Source organism: bacterium (assembly GCA_004299235.1).
Lineage (GTDB): Bacteria > Chloroflexota > Dormibacteria > Dormibacterales > Dormibacteraceae > SCQL01.
In genome coordinates this window covers 300524-315884 of the sequence record SCQL01000028.1, presented here as the reverse complement: position 1 = coordinate 315884, position 15361 = coordinate 300524, and the positions used below count along the sequence as shown (strand labels likewise).

Below are 15361 nucleotides of genomic sequence, written 5' to 3'. Positions count from 1 at the left end.
CAACTGGTCGACGCCGCATCACATCGTCGCCTGGAGCAAAAACGGTCCGACCGACCTGGCCAACCTCGTGCTTTGTGTTTCGCTCACCATCGCCTCGTCCACGAGGGCGGATGGCAGGTGTTCAAGGCCGGGTCGCGAGTTCCGCTTCCTGCCGCCCGAGCGGGTGGTGATGCGGCGGGCGCGCGGACCGGGTGTGCGCTGGGCGGCTTAGGCCGCGCTGTCGCGGAGTCGGTGTCTTTTCGACTCGGAGATTGGACAGCTTAAGCCGGCGACCCACCACCGCCGAGCCGGTCCAAAACCTGCTTGAACACCTCGTACGGCTGGGCGCCGAGCACCAGGTAGCGGTTGCCGAAGATGTGCGCAGGTACGGCGTTGACGCCCACGGACTCGGCCTGGTTTCGGTAGTCGTCGATCATGGCGCCGTAACGGTCCTCGGCAATGGCCGCCCGGAGAGCGTCGGGGTCGAGCCCGACACCAGCGCCGATCAGCACGAGGTCGTCGATCTCCTCCAGCCGTCCCGTCTGCTCCCAGTGAGCCTGGAGCAGGGCGCGGTGCATCGGATCGAACTTTCCGTGCTCGCGAGCGAACTCGGCGGCGGAGAGGGCGCGGCGCGAGTTGATGATCACGTCGCGCTGCTTCATCGACAGCCCCACCTCGGTCGCGATCGACTGCATGTGCTCGCGCATCTGCTCGGAGCGGCTCCGTCCGAAATACGCGTCTCGCGGGATGCCCTCGACCGGGGCCTCAGGATGCAGTTCGAACGGCAGCCAGGTCACATGGACGAGACCCTCTCGCTCCAGCTGTTCGACTCGAACCGAGTCGATGTAGCACCAGGGTCAAACGTAGTCCGAAAAGACGATCAGGTCGACTGGCGCGGTTGCTTGTGACATGTCCTCGAACTCGTAAACCTCACGCCGCGGCGCGTGATTCCAGCCGGCCGTGCACGAAATTCTCTCCGCCGGTTGACCGGCTACCGATTGGCGACCAGCAGCTCGAGCGAGTCGACCAGCCGGGGCCCTGGGCGGTTGAAATAGGCGGACCCGTCCAAGACCACTACGCGGGCCGCGCCCACGGCATCGATCTCGGCGCGGACCACCTCGGCTTCAGCGACCGCACGGGCGCGATCGAACCCGCACGGCGCCAGGACCAGGAGCTCGGGGCGAGCCGCAGCCACATCGGACCAGGTCATGGCGACGGACGGTATGCCGGGCCGGGCAAGCGGATCGTCGATGCCGGCCAGCGAGAGGAGGTCGGGAGTCCAGTGACCCGCGCGATAGGGCGGGTTGATCCATTCCAGGAACACGCCGCGGACGCGAGGTCGCCTTCGGGCCTCCCGCGCAGCCGCGTCGATGCGAGCGCGAAGGCCGGCCAGCAGAGGCGCCGAGTGGGCGCCGCAGGCCGCCGCGAGCTCTTCGATGTCCGCGAGAACATCCTCCAACGTGTGAGGGTGCTGCCGCAGAGTCCGTATTCCCGCCAGGCCGCCGGCGACCTGGTCAGCCGTCACCGCGCACACGCGGCAGATGTCCTGCGCCACCACCAGGTCGGGCTGCAGGGCGCGGATGGCGTCGGTGTCGACCGAATACAGCGAGCGGCCTTCCATCGCCGCCAGTGAGACGGCGGCCTCGATGCCGCCGCTTGCCTGCTCGCCGAGGTTCAGCGTCGAGCGCGTCACGATCGGCAGTGTCGCGGCCGCAGGTGGGAAGTCGCATTCGTGGGTCACGGCCACGACCTGGTCGCCGAGTCCCAGGGCGAACAGCGCTTCGGTGGCGCTGGGTAGAAGGGAAACGATCCTCATCTCCTGCCAATAGACCACAACCCAGCCGGCCTGTGATCGGTCATCGTTACGTGTGTGAGCCAGCCTCCTGACGATGGGTACCAGAACTTTCGCGAGGCGGTCGCGCAATCACGCCTGGCCGACCCCCGCGCCACGATCGAGAACCTCGCCCGCAGCGCCGGCCTCAGCTACGAGTCGGTCGTGCATCACGCACTCGTCCGCTATGCGAGCTATGGCTCCGAGGCGCTGCTGTCGATCGAGCCGCCGGCGCTACGCGAGCTCATCCAGGCTCGCAAGGCGGAAGACTGGGCCAAGGTGGGCGGGATCATCGACTGGCTGGAGGCGGGCTTCGAGTCCTCCGGCTGGCACTGAGCGACCTTCAACTCGCCACCTCGGCGAAGGCGGTGATGGCACGCCAAGCGGTGGCACAATGGGAACAAGCGTCGGCCAGAATCTTCAGGAGGTATTGAGATGCCAGACGCAAAGACGTTTGTCGCAGGCGCACCGGTGTGGGTTGACCTATCGAGTACGGATGCGGCCGCGTCTCGAGACTATTACTCAAAGCTCTTCGGCTGGAAGGTTGATGTGGCGACGGACCCGGCGGCGGGCGGCTATGCCCTGGCCAAGCTCGGCGACAAGCACGTGGCCGGAATCGGACCGGCGCAGCCGGAGGGCACATCGGCGTGGATGGTGTACATCGGCACGCGCGATGCGGAAGGGATCGCCAAGAAAGTTGAGGCTGCGGGCGGCAAGGTCGTGGCGCCGCCTTTCGACGTGTTGAAGTCGGGCCGCATGGCGGTCTTCCAGGATCCGATCGGAGCGTTCATCTCGGTCTGGCAGCCTGACGAGATGCAGGGCGCGGACGTGATGTATGCCCCGAACTCGTTTGCGTGGGCCGAGCTCAATGCGCGCGGAGTCGAGAGGGCGAAGCCGTTCTACTCCAGTGTGTTCGGCTGGACCCAGAAGGAAAGCAACATGGGCGAGGGCGCGCCGCCGTACACGGAGTTCAAGCTGGGCGACGAGAGCATCGCCGGCGGCATGGAGATGAACCCGATGGTGCCGGCGGAGGTGCCGTCTTACTGGATGGTCTATTTTGCGGTCGACGACGTCGACCAGGCCTTCAACAAGGCCATCGATCACGGCGGGCGTGAAATGCTGGCGCCGCAGGAGTTCCCGGGGGGACGCTTCGCGATCCTCTCTGATCCCCAAGGCGCGGCTTTCGGGCTGCTGAAGATGGCGTCGCGGTAAGGCAGTCGATCTGACCCGGCGGGTCGGTTTCGGCCCGCCGGTACGGCCGGACGCCTTACCGGACCGATGCGGCGACGCCGGCGGCGACCCGCGCGTTGTTGACCGCGAGGTCGACGTTTAGGTCGATCGAGCGTCCGCCCGAGAGCTCGGCCATCCGTGCGAGCAGGCGGGGGGTGAGCTCCGACCCGGCGACACCGGCGAGCTCGCGTGCCGCCCGCCGCGCCATCTCCTCAGCACCCTCGAGATCGAAGGGCGGGGGTACCGCGACCACGATCCCGCGCGCGCCGGTTTCCCATGCCGCACGCAGCACCTGTGCCGTCTGCTCCGGACCGTCGACGCGTGCGCTCACCCTGCAGCCGCTGCGCCGGCTGTAGAAGGCGGGCAGCTCATCGCAGCCGTAGCCGAGCACCGGCACCGAAAGGCTTTCGAGCCGCTCGAGGGTGAGAGCCAGGTCGAGGATTATCTTGGCGCCGGCGCAGAAAACCGCAACCGGGGTCCGGCCCAATTCCTCCAGGTCGGCCGACTGGTCTTCGGCGTGACCGCGGTGGACGCCGCCGATACCGCCGGTGGCGAAGAAGCGAATCCCCGCCATCGCCGCCGCTCGCATCGTCGCCGCCACGGTCGTGGCGCCCACCTCGCGATACGCCAGCGCCGGCCCGAGGTCGCGCGAACTCACCTTGACCGCGCCGGCGGCGATTCGCTCCAGCTCGGCGTCGGACAGCCCGACGCGGAGCCGGCCGTCGAGCACCGCCACGGTCGCGGGCACGGCCCCCGATTCGCGGATCGCCGCCTCGCACCCACGAGCCGCTCGCAGGTTGTGAGGCGGCGGCAGTCCCTGGCCGACGATCGACGTCTCCAGCGCGACCACGGGTCGCCGCCGGTCCAGTGCCTCGGCGACCTCGGGCGAGATCTGCAGCAGGTCGCTCATCGGCGATCCCGGCACGCCCCTCGAACCTTGGGTTCGGAGCCCACTCAGGGCCGGGCCCCGACTCGGGCGACCGCCTCCGAGGCCACGACCACAGCGCGTCGGGCGGCCTCGATCGGCGGTGCGCCGTGCAGCCACGCGGCGCAGAATGCCGCCGCGAAAGCGTCGCCGGCGCCGGTGGCGTCGATCTCATCCACCGGTGGCGCGAGTATCTCTTGGCCGAAAACCCTGCACCCTGACGCGCCCAGCTTGACCACCGGCACCTGGGCCAGGTCCGCCAGCGGGACGCCGATGGTTGTGGCTTCGGCCACGGTCGCAAACAGCAGCTCGGGCGCCAGGCGAGCGAGGTCGTAAGCCATTCGCGCCGGGCCGTATTCGTTCAAGCCGGCGACCGATGAGAGGTCCATTGAGAGCATGCCGCCACCGTCGCGAACCTTGGCGATGGCGGCCCGGGCGGCCGCCGCGAGGGGGTTCATGAAGAAGGAGTAGGCGGGAACGTGGATCAGTTGTACGCCGCCGAACCACTCCTCGCGGAGGTCGTGGGGACTGAGCCCGACGCTGGCGCCGCGCTGCGTGGCCATGGTGCGCTGGCCGCCGGGCCCGACCAGGACCGCGATCGCGCCGGTGGGGTCCTGCGCCCACACCGCGCAAACTTCGACCCCCAGAGCCTCGAGGTCGGTCACCAACCGCCGTCCCCGATCGTCGTCACCGACTCTCGTCACCAGTCGAACCGGCTCCCCGAGCGCCGCCGTCCAGGCGCAGAAGTTCGCGGCCTGGCCGCCGCCGCCGACGGTGATGGTGGCCGGGCGATCATCGTCCAGCCGCAGCGGACCGTCGGGAAGGATCGTGATGTCTAGGACCAGGTCACCGATGGACAGGATCATCTGGTCTCGAGAATAGCGGCCCGCCTGGAGTCAGAGGGGCCGGTTAAAGAGCCTTGCCCACGCGCCACATGACGCAGACACGCCGCCCCGAGTCGAACCCTGCGCGAGTGCATGAATCGCGACACAGATCTACGCGGTCAGGCGGTCGCCGCCATCAGGAGTCCCCAATGCTCCAGTCGCTCTCTGAGACCGGCCTCGGCTTGCTCGTCCAGCGGCTGCCCGGGTGGCGCCGTCCATGGATCGCAGATGCCCTGGAGATGCAACGCCGACTTGATCGCGGCCGGGAACACGCCGCCGCGGACCGCCATCACGAGCTGATACAGGGCGTCCTGGCCGGCGCGGGCGGCGGTCATGTCGCCGCGGCGGAAGTCGTTGTAAGTGCGCACCACCCACTGCGGAGCCACGTTGGCGGCGCCGCAGATCGTGCCCGCGCCGCCCATCGCGAGCGCGGCCAGCAGCATGGTGTCGCTGCCGATGAAGATGCGGAAGTTCGGGAGGCCGCGGGTGGCGATGCAGACGGCTTCGAAATATTCGAAATCGCGGCTGGAATCCTTGATGCCGGCGATGGCGCCCTCCCGCGCCAGGGTGGCGACGGTGGCCGGCTCGGCCGCGACCTTGGTGAACCCGGGGATGTTGTACAGCAGGATCGGAATCGAGCTGTGGTCGGCCAGCCGCCGGTAGAAGGCCAGCAGGGTGGCCTGGTCGATGGGGTAAAAGAAAGGTGGGGCGACCAGCGCCGCGTCGGCGCCGAGACGCGCGGCTGCCTCCACCTCGCTGCCGGCCGCCGCCAGGTGACTCTGCGCGACGCCGCAGATGACCGGCACGCGCCCGCCTGCAGCTTCCACCACACCGGACAGAAGCCGTCGTCGCGCTGTCTCGTCGAGCGAGGTGGCCTCGCCGGTCGAGCCGAGCGACAGCAATCCATGCACTCCACCGGCGAGGACGTGCTCGACCAGCCGTCCGATCGCGGCCTCGTCCACCGTGCCGTCCTGGTGGAGTGGCGAGACCAGGGCGGTCATCACCCCGGTCAGCTCTTCGATCTTGAACACCGGCTAAAAGGCTACTCGCGCGCCCGAATGACGAGCTGGGCCCGGCCGGCGAATCGGACGGCGGGCGCGCGACGACCCAGGTCGTGCTCACCATGCGGACCTCTACCATTACGGCGCATGACACTTCGAGCCAAGCTGCTGACCGAGCTGGTTGGCTCCTTCGTCTTCATGATCGTCATCGCCATGTCGGGTTCCGCCGGCCAGCTGGCGCCGCTGGCGATTGGAGTCGGACTGATGGCCATGGTTTACATGGGTGGTCACATCTCCGGAGCGCACTACAACCCGGCGATCTCATTCGGCCTGTTCCTTCGCCGGGTGATCGACGCTCGCACGATGGCCGCGTACTGGGCCGCGCAGCTGGTCGGGGGCGTCCTGGCGTTCGCATTCGGCTACGCGCTCATCGCGCACACTCCGGGCATCCATCCGGGCACGGCCACGTCCTGGCTCTCAGCGCTGTCCGCGGAGCTCGTCTTCACCGCGGCCCTCGTCATCGTGGTCCTCAACACGGCCGCGACCAAGGCCACGGCCGGCAATTCCTATTACGGGCTGGCGATCGGTCTCACCGTCACCGCGGGCGCGTTTGCCGTCGGACCGATTTCCGGCGCGGCGTTCAACCCGGCGGTCGGCGTGGGGGCGACGGTGGCCGCAGCGATCTTCGACCACGGGTCGTGGTCGGACCTCTGGCTCTACATCGTCGGACCGCTGGCCGGGGCGGTGATCGCCGCCGGGATCCACTCCGTCCAGACGCCCGCCGCACCCGTGGCCCCCGAGAAATCGGAGCGCTGAACGCCTACTAGTTGAGGGTTCGGGCCGCGAGACTTAGAACGCGGACCTGAGCCGAGGGCTTCGCCCTCAGCCGGCCGCCGGCACGATCCGGTTTCGCAGGCGCCCGATGCCTTCGACCTCCGACTCCATGGTGTCGCCCGGCCGGAGGAACTCCGGCGGAGTACGAGCAAAACCCACCCCGTCCGGTGTGCCGGTCGCGATCAACGCGCCGGGCAGCAGGGTCATGCCCCTGGACGCCCACTCGATGATGGCGTCGACCGGGTAGATCATGTCGCGGGTGTTGCCGTCCTGCTTGGTCACGCCGTTGACTCGCAGCCGCAGCGCCAGCGCCTGAACGTCGGCGACCTCATCCTTGGTCACGACCCAAGGGCCGACAGGGCAAGAGCGATCCAGGCTTTTGCCCTTGAAGTACTGGCCGCCCCAGCCGTGCTGGATGTCGCGGGCGCTCACGTCGTTGAGCACGACGTAGCCGAAGACGTGGCTGAGACCGACCTGGCGCTTGATGTTGACGCCCTGCTTGCCGATGACCACGCCCAGCTCGACCTCCCAATCGAGCGCATCGCTGATGGACGGATCGAGGGCGATATCGGCGTGGGGCGCCGTGATGCTGGTGATCGCCTTGGTGAAGATCGTCGGCGGAGAGGCCGGCTTGCCGTGTGCGGTCTCCTCGGCGTGCTTCTGATAGTTGCGGCCCATGGCGATGATGTTGCCGCGCGGCGGGTCGAGCGGAGGCAGAAGCACCAGGTCTTCGAGCCGGCGGGGCTTCACCCGGCCTGATGACACCACCGCGCGCGCCGCCTCCAGTCCGGCATCACCCGCGTCGATGAGCGCTTGGATGTCCGGCGCCACCTTTCGGTGCTCGGAGAGGTCGATGACCTCGTCAGGGTGTCCGGGGCGCAGCACGCCCAACCGCCGGCCGCCGTTTTCCATGAACATCAGCAGCTTCAAGGCCGGGCCTTGGTCAGGCGCTGACCCAACAAGCGGGCGCACTCGCGCATCAGGTCGAGGATCCCTTCTTCGATCTGGATGGACTCCTTGCTCGCCCCGCACAAAGTGCCGAAGAACCTGCCTTCCGAGGTGAAGACGGGGTACGAGACGAAGGTGCGGATGTCGAGCAGCCGGGCGACGCTGCTCTTGGGGAACACCTTTTGCGCGTCGTCCGTGTATTGCGGCCCGCCCTCGACGACGAAGCGGCACACTCCTTCGGACCATGGAAGGGTGACGTCCTCGGGGATGTGAAACACGTCGCTCGTGTTGCAGGAGAAGAGGATTCGCTGCTCATCCTCCAGCAGCCTGGTCTCGGCCAGGTAGATCGAGCTCAGGCCGGTTAGCTCGACGAGCCTGGCCAGCAATCCGCGCGCGACCGTCTCCAGGTCCTCTCCCGTCTCGGCCGCCTCGGCCAGAAGCGCCTGCGCTGTGGGTGCCGTCACTCTTGGTGCCTAAAGGTAACTCCGAGGTCATCCGGGGTGTAGGGCGTTCCGCACCGCGGCCGCGAGCGCGTCGATGAACTCCGGACGCACGTTGAACGAGGCTGTTCGCCGGATGCGGATGCCTTGGGATCGCGCGAAAGCCTGGGCCTCGAAGTCGAGGTCGTACAAGACCTCCAGGTGGTCGGCGACGAACCCGATCGGGCACACCAGCACGTCGCGTGCGCCCGATCGCGCCACCGCGTCGAGAAGGTCGGGCCCTAGCCAGGGCTCACCCGTGGTGCTTGCCGACTGGAACGCGAACTCCCACTCCGGCAGCCGCATCTCCACGGCCACGAGCCGGCAGCTCTCGAGGAGCCGATCGTGGTAACCGTCACCCTCGGTGACGATGCGCGCCGGCAGGCTGTGGGCGGTGAAGAAGAGGCGGTCGGGCCACGACTCGGCGAGGGCCTCGGCCAGCAGCCCGCGAACCGCCGCGATGAATGCGGGGTGATCGTGAAACCCGGGAATGAAGACGAGCTCTTTGTCCCACGCCTCGGCCAGCGCCCGCCTGTAGCTGCCCGAGCTCATCTCGGCAAAGTGCGGCGCCAGCGGCAGCCCGACCAGCCGCTGGATGCCCGCCTTCTTCGCGTCGGCCGCGCCCTCGGCGATGAACGGCCGCGCGTGCTTCATGCCGACGAAGGTCGGAACGCCGAGCCGGTCTGCAAGCGCACGCGCCTGGGCGCGCGTGATCTCGGTGAGCGGCGACGAGCCGATGGCGCTGTAGCGCGCGGTCAGCTCCCGCAGAGCCTCGGCCGAAGGGCGGCGGCCGCCGCGGATGTGTGTGTAGTAGGCCTCGATCTCGGTCTGTGCCTGCGGGCTGCCGTACGCCATGCAGAGCACGCCCGTCCCCGCCTCAAGCGACACGTGCCGCCTCCCACTCGTGCACGGTCTCGACCAGCAGCTGGAGATTCTCGAGCGGCGTGGAGGGCAGCACGCCATGGCCGAGGTTGAAGATGTGCCCGGGCCTGCCGCCCGCCCGGCGCAGGATGTCGCCAGCCCGCTCACGCACCAGGTCCGCGGGACCGAGCAGCACCGCCGGGTCGAGGTTGCCCTGGACGCCGCGGTCGTGCCCGACCGCTTCCCAACCGGCGTCCAGCGGCACCCGCCAGTCCAGCGACACGATGTCCGGTCCGGCCGACGCGATCGGCTTCAGCAGCGCGGCGGTGTTGGTGCCGAAGTGGACCCGCGGCACGCCGAGCGTGGCCAGGGCTTCGAAGATCGAGCGGGTGTGGGGTAGGACCCTGGTCTCGTAGTCCTCGACCGCGAGCGCGCCGACCCAGGAGTCGAACAGCTGGATCGCGCCGGCTCCGGCGGCGACCTGCGCTTGCAGGTAATGCGCCATCGTCGCCGCCAGCTTGCCGAGCAGCGTGTCGAAGGCTTTGGGTTCTGAGTACATGAACGCCTTGACCTTGGCGAAGTCGCGGCTGGGCCGGCCCTCGATCAGGTAGCTGGCCAGGGTGAAGGGCGCGCCGGAAAAGCAGATCACCGGCACCGGCGACTCCGCGACCACCTGGCGGACCGCTGTGATCACCTGAGGCGCCGCTTCATCGCCCGCGGCCACGCGCAGGCGGTCGACGTCCGCCGGGCTGGCGATCGGCCGCGCGATGACCGGCCCGACGTTCTCGACGAGCTCGAAGTCGACCCCCATGCCGCGCAGCGGCAGCATGATGTCCGCGAACATGACGGCGGCATCGACGCCCAGCCTCCGGACCGGCTGCAGGGTCACCTCCGCGCACAGCTCGGGCTGGGCGACGATATCGACCAGGGTCCAGCGCTCGCGGAGCGCGCGGTATTCAGGCAGAGAGCGGCCGGCCTGACGCATGAGCCAGATCGGCGTTACGTCCACCGGCCGCCGGTGCGCGGCCTCGAGAAAACGGCTCAATCGCGCGCGCCCAGCAGAGCGGTGATCTCGGCGATGGAGCGATGGACCCCGGTCAGTATCGGCGTGTCTCGCACCGTCGACCGCCGGCTTTCGGTCCCCCGGAGGGCGCGGACGAGGTCGCCGAATTGCGGCAGGTCGTCGGTCTCATACGCGACCAGGAAGTCCATGTCGTCGACGCCGAAGCTGTTGGCCAGGAGCTGTCGCACCGAGGGATAGTCATGGCCGATGCGCATGTGCTCGTTCATGATTCCCTGGCGCGCTTCGCGGCCGAGCAGGTACCAGTCGGCGCTCTTGGTGAATGGATAGACGACCAGGTACCGAGCGCGCTCGCCGCTGAACAGTGATTGCTCCTGTGGGGTCGGTTTCTTGACGTACTGGGAGCCCTGGATGATGCCGAGGAAGCTCTCCTTCACGCTCATCCATCGACCCATTCCGGACCGGAGCACGGCGGCGGCCTTCTCCTCGAGCCCCTCGATCGACGGTGCGAGGCTCCACAGCAGCAGCTCACAGCCGGCCTGGAGCCCGACCATCGAATAGGTGTGCGTGGTCACCTCCGAGCTGGCGATCACGGCCGCCTCGAGGTCCTTGGCAGTCTCGCATCGTTGCACTTCTGAAAGGCGCCGCCAGGCCGGGTCGAGCCCGAGGGCGAGAGCGTGTACGAATCGGGTGTCGGTCATGGGGTCTCCTTCAACCAGGCCGCGGCCTCCGCCGCGAAGTAGGTAACGACGATTCCGGCGCCGGCGCGAATGATCGCGGTGAGCGATTCAAGGATGGCGCCGCGGCGGTCGATCCAACCGCGCTCGGCGGCCGCTTCGATCATCGCCGCCTCGCCACTCACCTGGTAGGCGGCCAGCGGCAGGTCAAAGCGATCGCGGGCGTGTGCGAGGAGGTCGAGTGAGGTGATGGCCGGCTTGACCATGAGGACGTCCGCTCCCTCCAGGGCGTCCAGCTCGAGCTCGCGCAGCGCTTCGCGCCCGTTCGCGGGGTCCATCTGGTAGGACTTGCGATCGCCGAATCCGGGGGTGGATCCGGCGGCGTCGCGGAACGGTCCATACAGGCTGGATGCATGCTTGGAGGCGTACGCCATGATGGCGGCGCCCTCGAGCCCGGCCCCGTCCAGGCCCGAGCGGAGCGCGGCCACCTGAGCGTCCATCATCGCGCTCGGCGCGAGGATGTCCGCACCCGACTCCGCGTACACGATCGCGGCCTCGGCCAGCATCGGCAGGGTCGCGTCGTTGTCCACCGTCTCGCCGTTCAGGACCCCGCAGTGACCATGGGTCGTGTACTCGCACAGGCACACGTCGGCGACCAGGGCAAGCGGTAGCTTCTCGGACTTGAGCCGGTGCAGCGCCTCCGCCACCGGGCCGTTGCGGTCGGCGGCCGCCCGCCCATCGGGATCCTTGACGTCCGGGATGCCGAATAGGAGCACGCCGCCGACTCCCAGGCGCGCAAGACGGTCTGCCTCCTCGAGCGCCAGGTCGGGGCTGAGTCGCGAGTGCCCTTTGAGGGATGAGATCTCCTCGCGGCGGTGGCGGCCGGACACGACGAAGATCGGAGCCACCAGCTGGGCGGGGGAGGGTCGGGTCTCACGGACGAGCGCGCGCAGGGCGGGATTGGCGCGAAGGCGGCGCGGGCGCTCCGCGCGCGGGACATCGACATTTCGCGTCGGCAGGACATCACGCACGGTTCTTCTCCTTCAGGGGCACAGCGCGGACAACCGCGAGCGCTAGCGCATCGGCGCTCTGGGCCTCCGCTTCGGCGACCACGTGGAAGCCATGTTCGCGGGCGGTGGCGGTGGTGCGCGGGCCGATCGTGATCGCGGGCCAGCGGGCCGTGCCGCCGAGGGCGAGGAAACCGCGGATCGCCGAGCCGGAGGCGAAGACGACGGCCTCGAGGTCGGCGTCGGATAGCGCGGCCTGCAGCGGGGCGGCCGAGGACTCCGGTCCTTCACTGGTGGTGTAGGCGGTCACCTCTTCGACCGTGGCGCCCCGCCGGCGCAGCTGGTCGGGAAGATCCCGTGCGGCGGCCGAAGCGCGCACCAGCAGGACGCGCTTGCCCGCAACGTCGGGAATCAGGCCCGCCAGCGCCGCACCGTTCGAAGCCGGTGGCACCACCGCGACCTTCACACCCCTGGCCCGCAGCGCCTGCGCCGTGGCCTTCCCGACCGCGGCCCATTTTGGACCGGCCGGAAGCGCCCTCAGGGCGCCGACGCCCGCCGCGCTCGTGACGACGATCCAGTCGAAGGCATCGAGGCCGGCCACATCGAACGCCAGCGGTTCGGTGACCACGGTCGGGACCGCATGCACCCGGTAGCCGCGGCCCTCGAGCGCTCGCACCATCGGGTCTGCGTCGCCACCTGGGCGCGTGACGAGAATCGCCGTCATCGCAGCGCGACCTCCGCGGCCAGCCGCCGCCCGGCGGCGCCCGCCAGCTCGATGGCCTGGTGGCAGGCTCCCGAAATCCGCTGCATCCGCCTGTCGGTGCCGTCGCTGTTGACGCCGGCGACGATCATCGAAAAGGTGCTGCCGTCAACGGACGCCAGGGCTCCGACCGGTGCGCGGCAGGTGCCGCCCGTCGCCTTCAGGACCTCGCGCTCCGCTTCGACCGCCAGCCGGACCTCGCGCCCGTCGGCGGCCGCGAGCATCTCGACCAGCCGGAGGTCGGTTCGTCGAGCCTGGATCGCCAGCGCTCCCTGCGCCGGGGCGGGGGTGACCAGCTCAGGGTCCAGACGCTGGTCGATGCGATCGCCTCGACCGAGGCGGTCGAGCCCCGCGGCGGCGAGGACGAGCGCGTCGACCTCGCCGGCATCGAGCCTTCGCAATCGCGTCTCGACGTTGCCGTGCAGTGGAACCAGGCGAAGATCCGGCCGGGCGGCCCTGAGGAAGCCTGTCCGTCGCGGGCTGTCGGTGCCGATCGTCGCCCCCCGAGGCAGCGATGCCAGCGATCCACCACCGGCCTTGGTCACCAGGGCGTCGCGTGGGTCCGCCCGCTCGGGATAGGCGGCGATGACCAGCTCGGACTCTTCCTCGAGAGGTACGTCTTTGGCGCTGTGGACGGCGATGTCGACGTCGCCCGCGATCAGAGCTCGGGCGATGGCGGCGACGAATACGCCCTCGCCGGGTGACATGTCGACCGGGCGGATGTCGCCCTCGGTCACGATCGGCACCAGCTCGACCACGTGGCCCTGGCCGCGGAGCCGCTCCGCGATGAGCTCACTTTGAACCAGCGCCAGCCGCGACCCGCGGGTGCCCAGCTTGAGCCTCACGATTCGAACGTCACCGACGCGTGCCCGTTCATCAGCGCCACCAGGAGCTGGTCGACCGCGTCCTCGGCCTCGACCAGCAGCGCCGTCGCCTGTCGCGTGTCGAGCCGCCGGCGGCGCGCGATGCCGGCGAGCTCACCGATGAACGCGCCGCGGAACCGCACGAAGGCCTCCACCGTTTCCGAGAGGGACGAGCCGACCGCCGCCGCGCGCCGGCCGTGCTCCGCCGCGGTCTCGGCAGCCTCCGCGAGCCTCCCGGTGGATTGATGGCCTTCCTCTTCGTTCAGGTGGTCGAGCAGCAGAGCGATCAGCCGGTGGCCGCGTCGGTGGAACTCAGCGCGCTCTGCCGCCGAGAGCGCGGCCAGCCATGCGGCCGGGCGCCGGCCGGGGGGTTTGGCTCGCCGGTAGGTCAGGGCCACCCGGCGGGCGGTGGCGCCGGTGAGTGGCGGGCGGCGGCTGGGTGGTTGAGGCACCAGGGCCTCGATGACCGTGCGGGGAAAGCGCCGGTGTCCGCCGGGGGTGACGAAGGTGGCGACATCTCCGTGATCGGCCCACCGGCGCAGGGTCGCCGGCGTGATGCCCAGGACGCGGCTTGCCTCACCCAGGCTGAGCCATAGGGGACGGCTGGAGGAGGCCAGAGGCTTCACCTTGCAAATTATCGTGAAAACTGTCGAAAGCTATCGGTGGGCCGCCGCCCGCCATGGTCGATGTCACCTATGGTTGCGACCATCGCCGAGTCCCTGATCCGCAGCCGGAGCGGCGGCCTGGTCGCCGCTTTGACCTTCTCGACGCTGGCCACCGGCCTGACGCAGATCTGCGTGCCGCTGGAGCTCCGGCAGCTGCACGCGAACCCGAACCAGATCGGGGTGACGCTGTCGATGTACGGCCTCGGGATGCTGACATTCGAGTGGCTGTGGGGCATGCTGGCGGACCGCGTCGGGTATCGCGGGCCGCTGGTCGTCTCGCAGCTCCTGTATGCCGTGTGCGTCGTCTTGCTGGCACGCGCCGACTCGGTTCTCATGATTGCGGTCGCCTACCTGCTCGCGTCGGGAATGATGGTCGCGGTCGGCCCGATCGCCCGCTCATATCTCGGCACGGCGTTGCACGCCCGGCTGCGCGCCACCGGCCTGGCGCTCCTCACGGCGCAGTGGGTGATGGCCGAGGCGGTGGGTGCGGGCGTGGGCGGCCAGCTCATCGACCACTTTCCGATTCGCGACGTGCTCTACGCCGCCGCCGTCCTGCCGGCCGTGTCGAGCGCCCTTGCTCTTTGGGTCTTCAAGAGGTACTCCCACGAGGCGCATCGAAACAGCTGGAGCGCGGAGGACGACGCTCGTACCCAGGCATCGCGCGGAGGCGCCAGCGTCGGGCGGGTCCTGGCGGTGACGGCGTCGCTGGTGTTGCTGTTCGAGGTCGGGGCCGGGGGCGAGCTCGCCCTGCTGCCCTTGCTGGTCACCAGTCACCTGCGCCTGTCCGCGGCGAGCGCCGGCGCCGCGATGCTGGCCGCGGGCCTGCTTGGCGGCGTGCTCCTCGTGCCCGGCGGCGGCGCGTCGGATCGGTGGGGTCGCAAGCCGACGATGATCGCGGGCGGCATCCTGTCGGCCGCCGGTTTCGTCGCGTATGCGACCGCGGGGGGATTCGGCCAGGTGATCCTGGGCGCCGCCATCCGCGCCCTGGGCGCATCGCTCATCTGGCCGGCCGCGACGGCCTGGATTGCGGAATCGATGCCTCGCCGGCGCCACGCTCTGTTCATGGGCCTGTTCGGCGAGTTCGAGAACCTGGGGGTGATGATCGGCCCCATATTGGGAGGCGTCGCGTGGTCCACGGCCGGGATCCAGGCGGCGTTCTACGTGTACGCCGCGGCCGCCCTGCTCGCCGCCGGGGTCGGAGCATTGATGATCGAGGCACGCGGTGCGCCAACGGCCACACCGACCGTGGCGGCCGGCTAGGGCGGCGAGCACCGGCAGGTGGGGCCTTGCGCTCCTCGCCGCCGCCGCGTCGCTGGTAGCGTGTGTGCTCATGCCTGAAGAGTCGGGATGGTGCTCGGCCGCCTGCCGCGGTCTGAGGCATCCGGCTCCAAACGTC

The 15361-nt window shown here is 69.4% G+C and carries 18 protein-coding genes; 4 read left to right on the top strand and 14 right to left on the bottom strand.

All coding sequences use genetic code 11. The annotated features are described in order from the left end of the window. Window positions 1-260: 260 nt before the first annotated feature. Both EPN29_09925 and EPN29_09920 read right to left on the bottom strand, forming a co-directional pair. Window positions 261-824 (bottom strand): hypothetical protein, encoded by a 564-nt coding sequence (locus EPN29_09925; GenBank protein ID TAN32472.1) that lies wholly within the window; start codon window positions 822-824, stop codon window positions 261-263. Window positions 825-970: 146 nt separating this feature from the next. Next, window positions 971-1795: a cobalamin-binding protein gene (locus EPN29_09920; protein TAN32471.1), complete on the bottom strand. Its 825-nt coding sequence runs from the start codon at window positions 1793-1795 to the stop codon at window positions 971-973. Window positions 1796-1849: 54 nt separating this feature from the next. Between EPN29_09920 and EPN29_09915 the strand changes: the two genes are divergently transcribed. Both EPN29_09915 and EPN29_09910 read left to right on the top strand, forming a co-directional pair. Beyond that, complete coding sequence (locus EPN29_09915) at window positions 1850-2146, top strand: hypothetical protein (GenBank protein TAN32470.1); 297 nt, start codon at window positions 1850-1852, stop codon at window positions 2144-2146. Between the two features lie 99 nt (window positions 2147-2245). Then, the gene (locus tag EPN29_09910; GenBank protein TAN32469.1) at window positions 2246-3022 is read left to right on the top strand and encodes a VOC family protein; all 777 of its coding nucleotides are present in this window, start codon (window positions 2246-2248) and stop codon (window positions 3020-3022) included. Window positions 3023-3077: 55 nt separating this feature from the next. On the opposite strand, the gene EPN29_09905 is transcribed toward EPN29_09910, so the two are convergent. The 3 genes from EPN29_09905 to EPN29_09895 form a co-directional block, all read right to left on the bottom strand. Next, window positions 3078-3950 (bottom strand): pseudouridine-5'-phosphate glycosidase, encoded by an 873-nt coding sequence (locus tag EPN29_09905; GenBank protein TAN32468.1) that lies wholly within the window; start codon window positions 3948-3950, stop codon window positions 3078-3080. 44 nt (window positions 3951-3994) lie between these two features. Further along, a complete protein-coding gene (locus EPN29_09900) occupies window positions 3995-4831 on the bottom strand; it encodes a hypothetical protein (protein TAN32467.1) in 837 nt (278 codons plus the stop codon). A 137-nt stretch (window positions 4832-4968) separates the two neighbouring features. Beyond that, window positions 4969-5880, bottom strand: a complete 912-nt coding sequence (locus EPN29_09895; protein ID TAN32466.1) for a dihydrodipicolinate synthase family protein — start codon at window positions 5878-5880, stop codon at window positions 4969-4971. A gap of 117 nt (window positions 5881-5997) precedes the next feature. Here EPN29_09895 and EPN29_09890 point away from each other — a divergent pair, with 117 nt between their 5' ends. Then, window positions 5998-6666, top strand: coding sequence for a porin (locus EPN29_09890; protein TAN32465.1), 669 nt, complete (start codon window positions 5998-6000; stop codon window positions 6664-6666). A 66-nt stretch (window positions 6667-6732) separates the two neighbouring features. Here EPN29_09890 and EPN29_09885 read toward each other — a convergent pair whose 3' ends face one another. From EPN29_09885 to EPN29_09845, 9 genes are read right to left on the bottom strand one after another with little or no spacing between them, the layout of a single operon-like run. Next, window positions 6733-7614 (bottom strand): FAA hydrolase family protein, encoded by an 882-nt coding sequence (locus EPN29_09885; GenBank protein TAN32464.1) that lies wholly within the window; start codon window positions 7612-7614, stop codon window positions 6733-6735. After that, window positions 7611-8096 (bottom strand): GAF domain-containing protein, encoded by a 486-nt coding sequence (locus EPN29_09880; GenBank protein TAN32463.1) that lies wholly within the window; start codon window positions 8094-8096, stop codon window positions 7611-7613. Before EPN29_09880 ends, EPN29_09885 begins: the two co-directional genes overlap by 4 nt. A 27-nt stretch (window positions 8097-8123) precedes the next feature. Next, window positions 8124-9074 carry a ferrochelatase gene (gene hemH / locus EPN29_09875; protein ID TAN32462.1) on the bottom strand — a complete coding sequence of 317 codons (951 nt, stop codon included), beginning with the start codon at window positions 9072-9074 and terminating at the stop codon, window positions 8124-8126. Further along, a complete protein-coding gene (hemE, locus tag EPN29_09870; protein TAN32461.1) occupies window positions 8989-10017 on the bottom strand; it encodes a uroporphyrinogen decarboxylase in 1029 nt (342 codons plus the stop codon). The genes hemH and hemE overlap by 86 nt, the downstream gene beginning before the upstream one ends. After that, complete coding sequence (locus EPN29_09865; GenBank protein TAN32460.1) at window positions 10014-10694, bottom strand: chlorite dismutase; 681 nt, start codon at window positions 10692-10694, stop codon at window positions 10014-10016. Before EPN29_09865 ends, hemE begins: the two co-directional genes overlap by 4 nt. After that, the gene (gene hemB, locus EPN29_09860; GenBank protein TAN32459.1) at window positions 10691-11701 is read right to left on the bottom strand and encodes a porphobilinogen synthase; all 1011 of its coding nucleotides are present in this window, start codon (window positions 11699-11701) and stop codon (window positions 10691-10693) included. The genes EPN29_09865 and hemB overlap by 4 nt, the downstream gene beginning before the upstream one ends. Then, a complete protein-coding gene (locus EPN29_09855) occupies window positions 11694-12401 on the bottom strand; it encodes a uroporphyrinogen-III synthase (GenBank protein TAN32458.1) in 708 nt (235 codons plus the stop codon). Before EPN29_09855 ends, hemB begins: the two co-directional genes overlap by 8 nt. Next, entirely contained in the window at window positions 12398-13285 is an 888-nt protein-coding gene (locus EPN29_09850; GenBank protein TAN32457.1) for a hydroxymethylbilane synthase, read from the bottom strand. The genes EPN29_09855 and EPN29_09850 overlap by 4 nt, the downstream gene beginning before the upstream one ends. After that, entirely contained in the window at window positions 13279-13938 is a 660-nt protein-coding gene (locus EPN29_09845; GenBank protein ID TAN32456.1) for a helix-turn-helix domain-containing protein, read from the bottom strand. Before EPN29_09845 ends, EPN29_09850 begins: the two co-directional genes overlap by 7 nt. Before the next feature lie 48 nt (window positions 13939-13986). Between EPN29_09845 and EPN29_09840 the strand changes: the two genes are divergently transcribed. Continuing rightward, a complete protein-coding gene (locus EPN29_09840) occupies window positions 13987-15225 on the top strand; it encodes an MFS transporter (GenBank protein TAN32455.1) in 1239 nt (412 codons plus the stop codon). Window positions 15226-15361: the final 136 nt, after the last annotated feature.

What these genes read in the sequence shown, in the direction of transcription:
- EPN29_09920 (TAN32471.1), bottom strand. Translation starts at nt 1,795, where the DNA reads ATGAGGATCGTTTCCCTTCTACCCAGCGCCACCGAAGCGCTGTTCGCC.
- EPN29_09910 (TAN32469.1), top strand. Translation starts at nt 2,246, where the DNA reads ATGCCAGACGCAAAGACGTTTGTCGCAGGCGCACCGGTGTGGGTTGAC.
- EPN29_09905 (TAN32468.1), bottom strand. Translation starts at nt 3,950, where the DNA reads ATGAGCGACCTGCTGCAGATCTCGCCCGAGGTCGCCGAGGCACTGGAC.
- EPN29_09900 (TAN32467.1), bottom strand. Translation starts at nt 4,831, where the DNA reads ATGATCCTGTCCATCGGTGACCTGGTCCTAGACATCACGATCCTTCCC.
- EPN29_09890 (TAN32465.1), top strand. Translation starts at nt 5,998, where the DNA reads ATGACACTTCGAGCCAAGCTGCTGACCGAGCTGGTTGGCTCCTTCGTC.
- hemH (TAN32462.1), bottom strand. Translation starts at nt 9,074, where the DNA reads ATGGCGTGCTGCCCTCCACGCCGCTCGAGAATCTCCAGCTGCTGGTCG.
- EPN29_09865 (TAN32460.1), bottom strand. Translation starts at nt 10,694, where the DNA reads ATGACCGACACCCGATTCGTACACGCTCTCGCCCTCGGGCTCGACCCG.
- EPN29_09855 (TAN32458.1), bottom strand. Translation starts at nt 12,401, where the DNA reads ATGACGGCGATTCTCGTCACGCGCCCAGGTGGCGACGCAGACCCGATG.
- EPN29_09840 (TAN32455.1), top strand. Translation starts at nt 13,987, where the DNA reads ATGTCACCTATGGTTGCGACCATCGCCGAGTCCCTGATCCGCAGCCGG.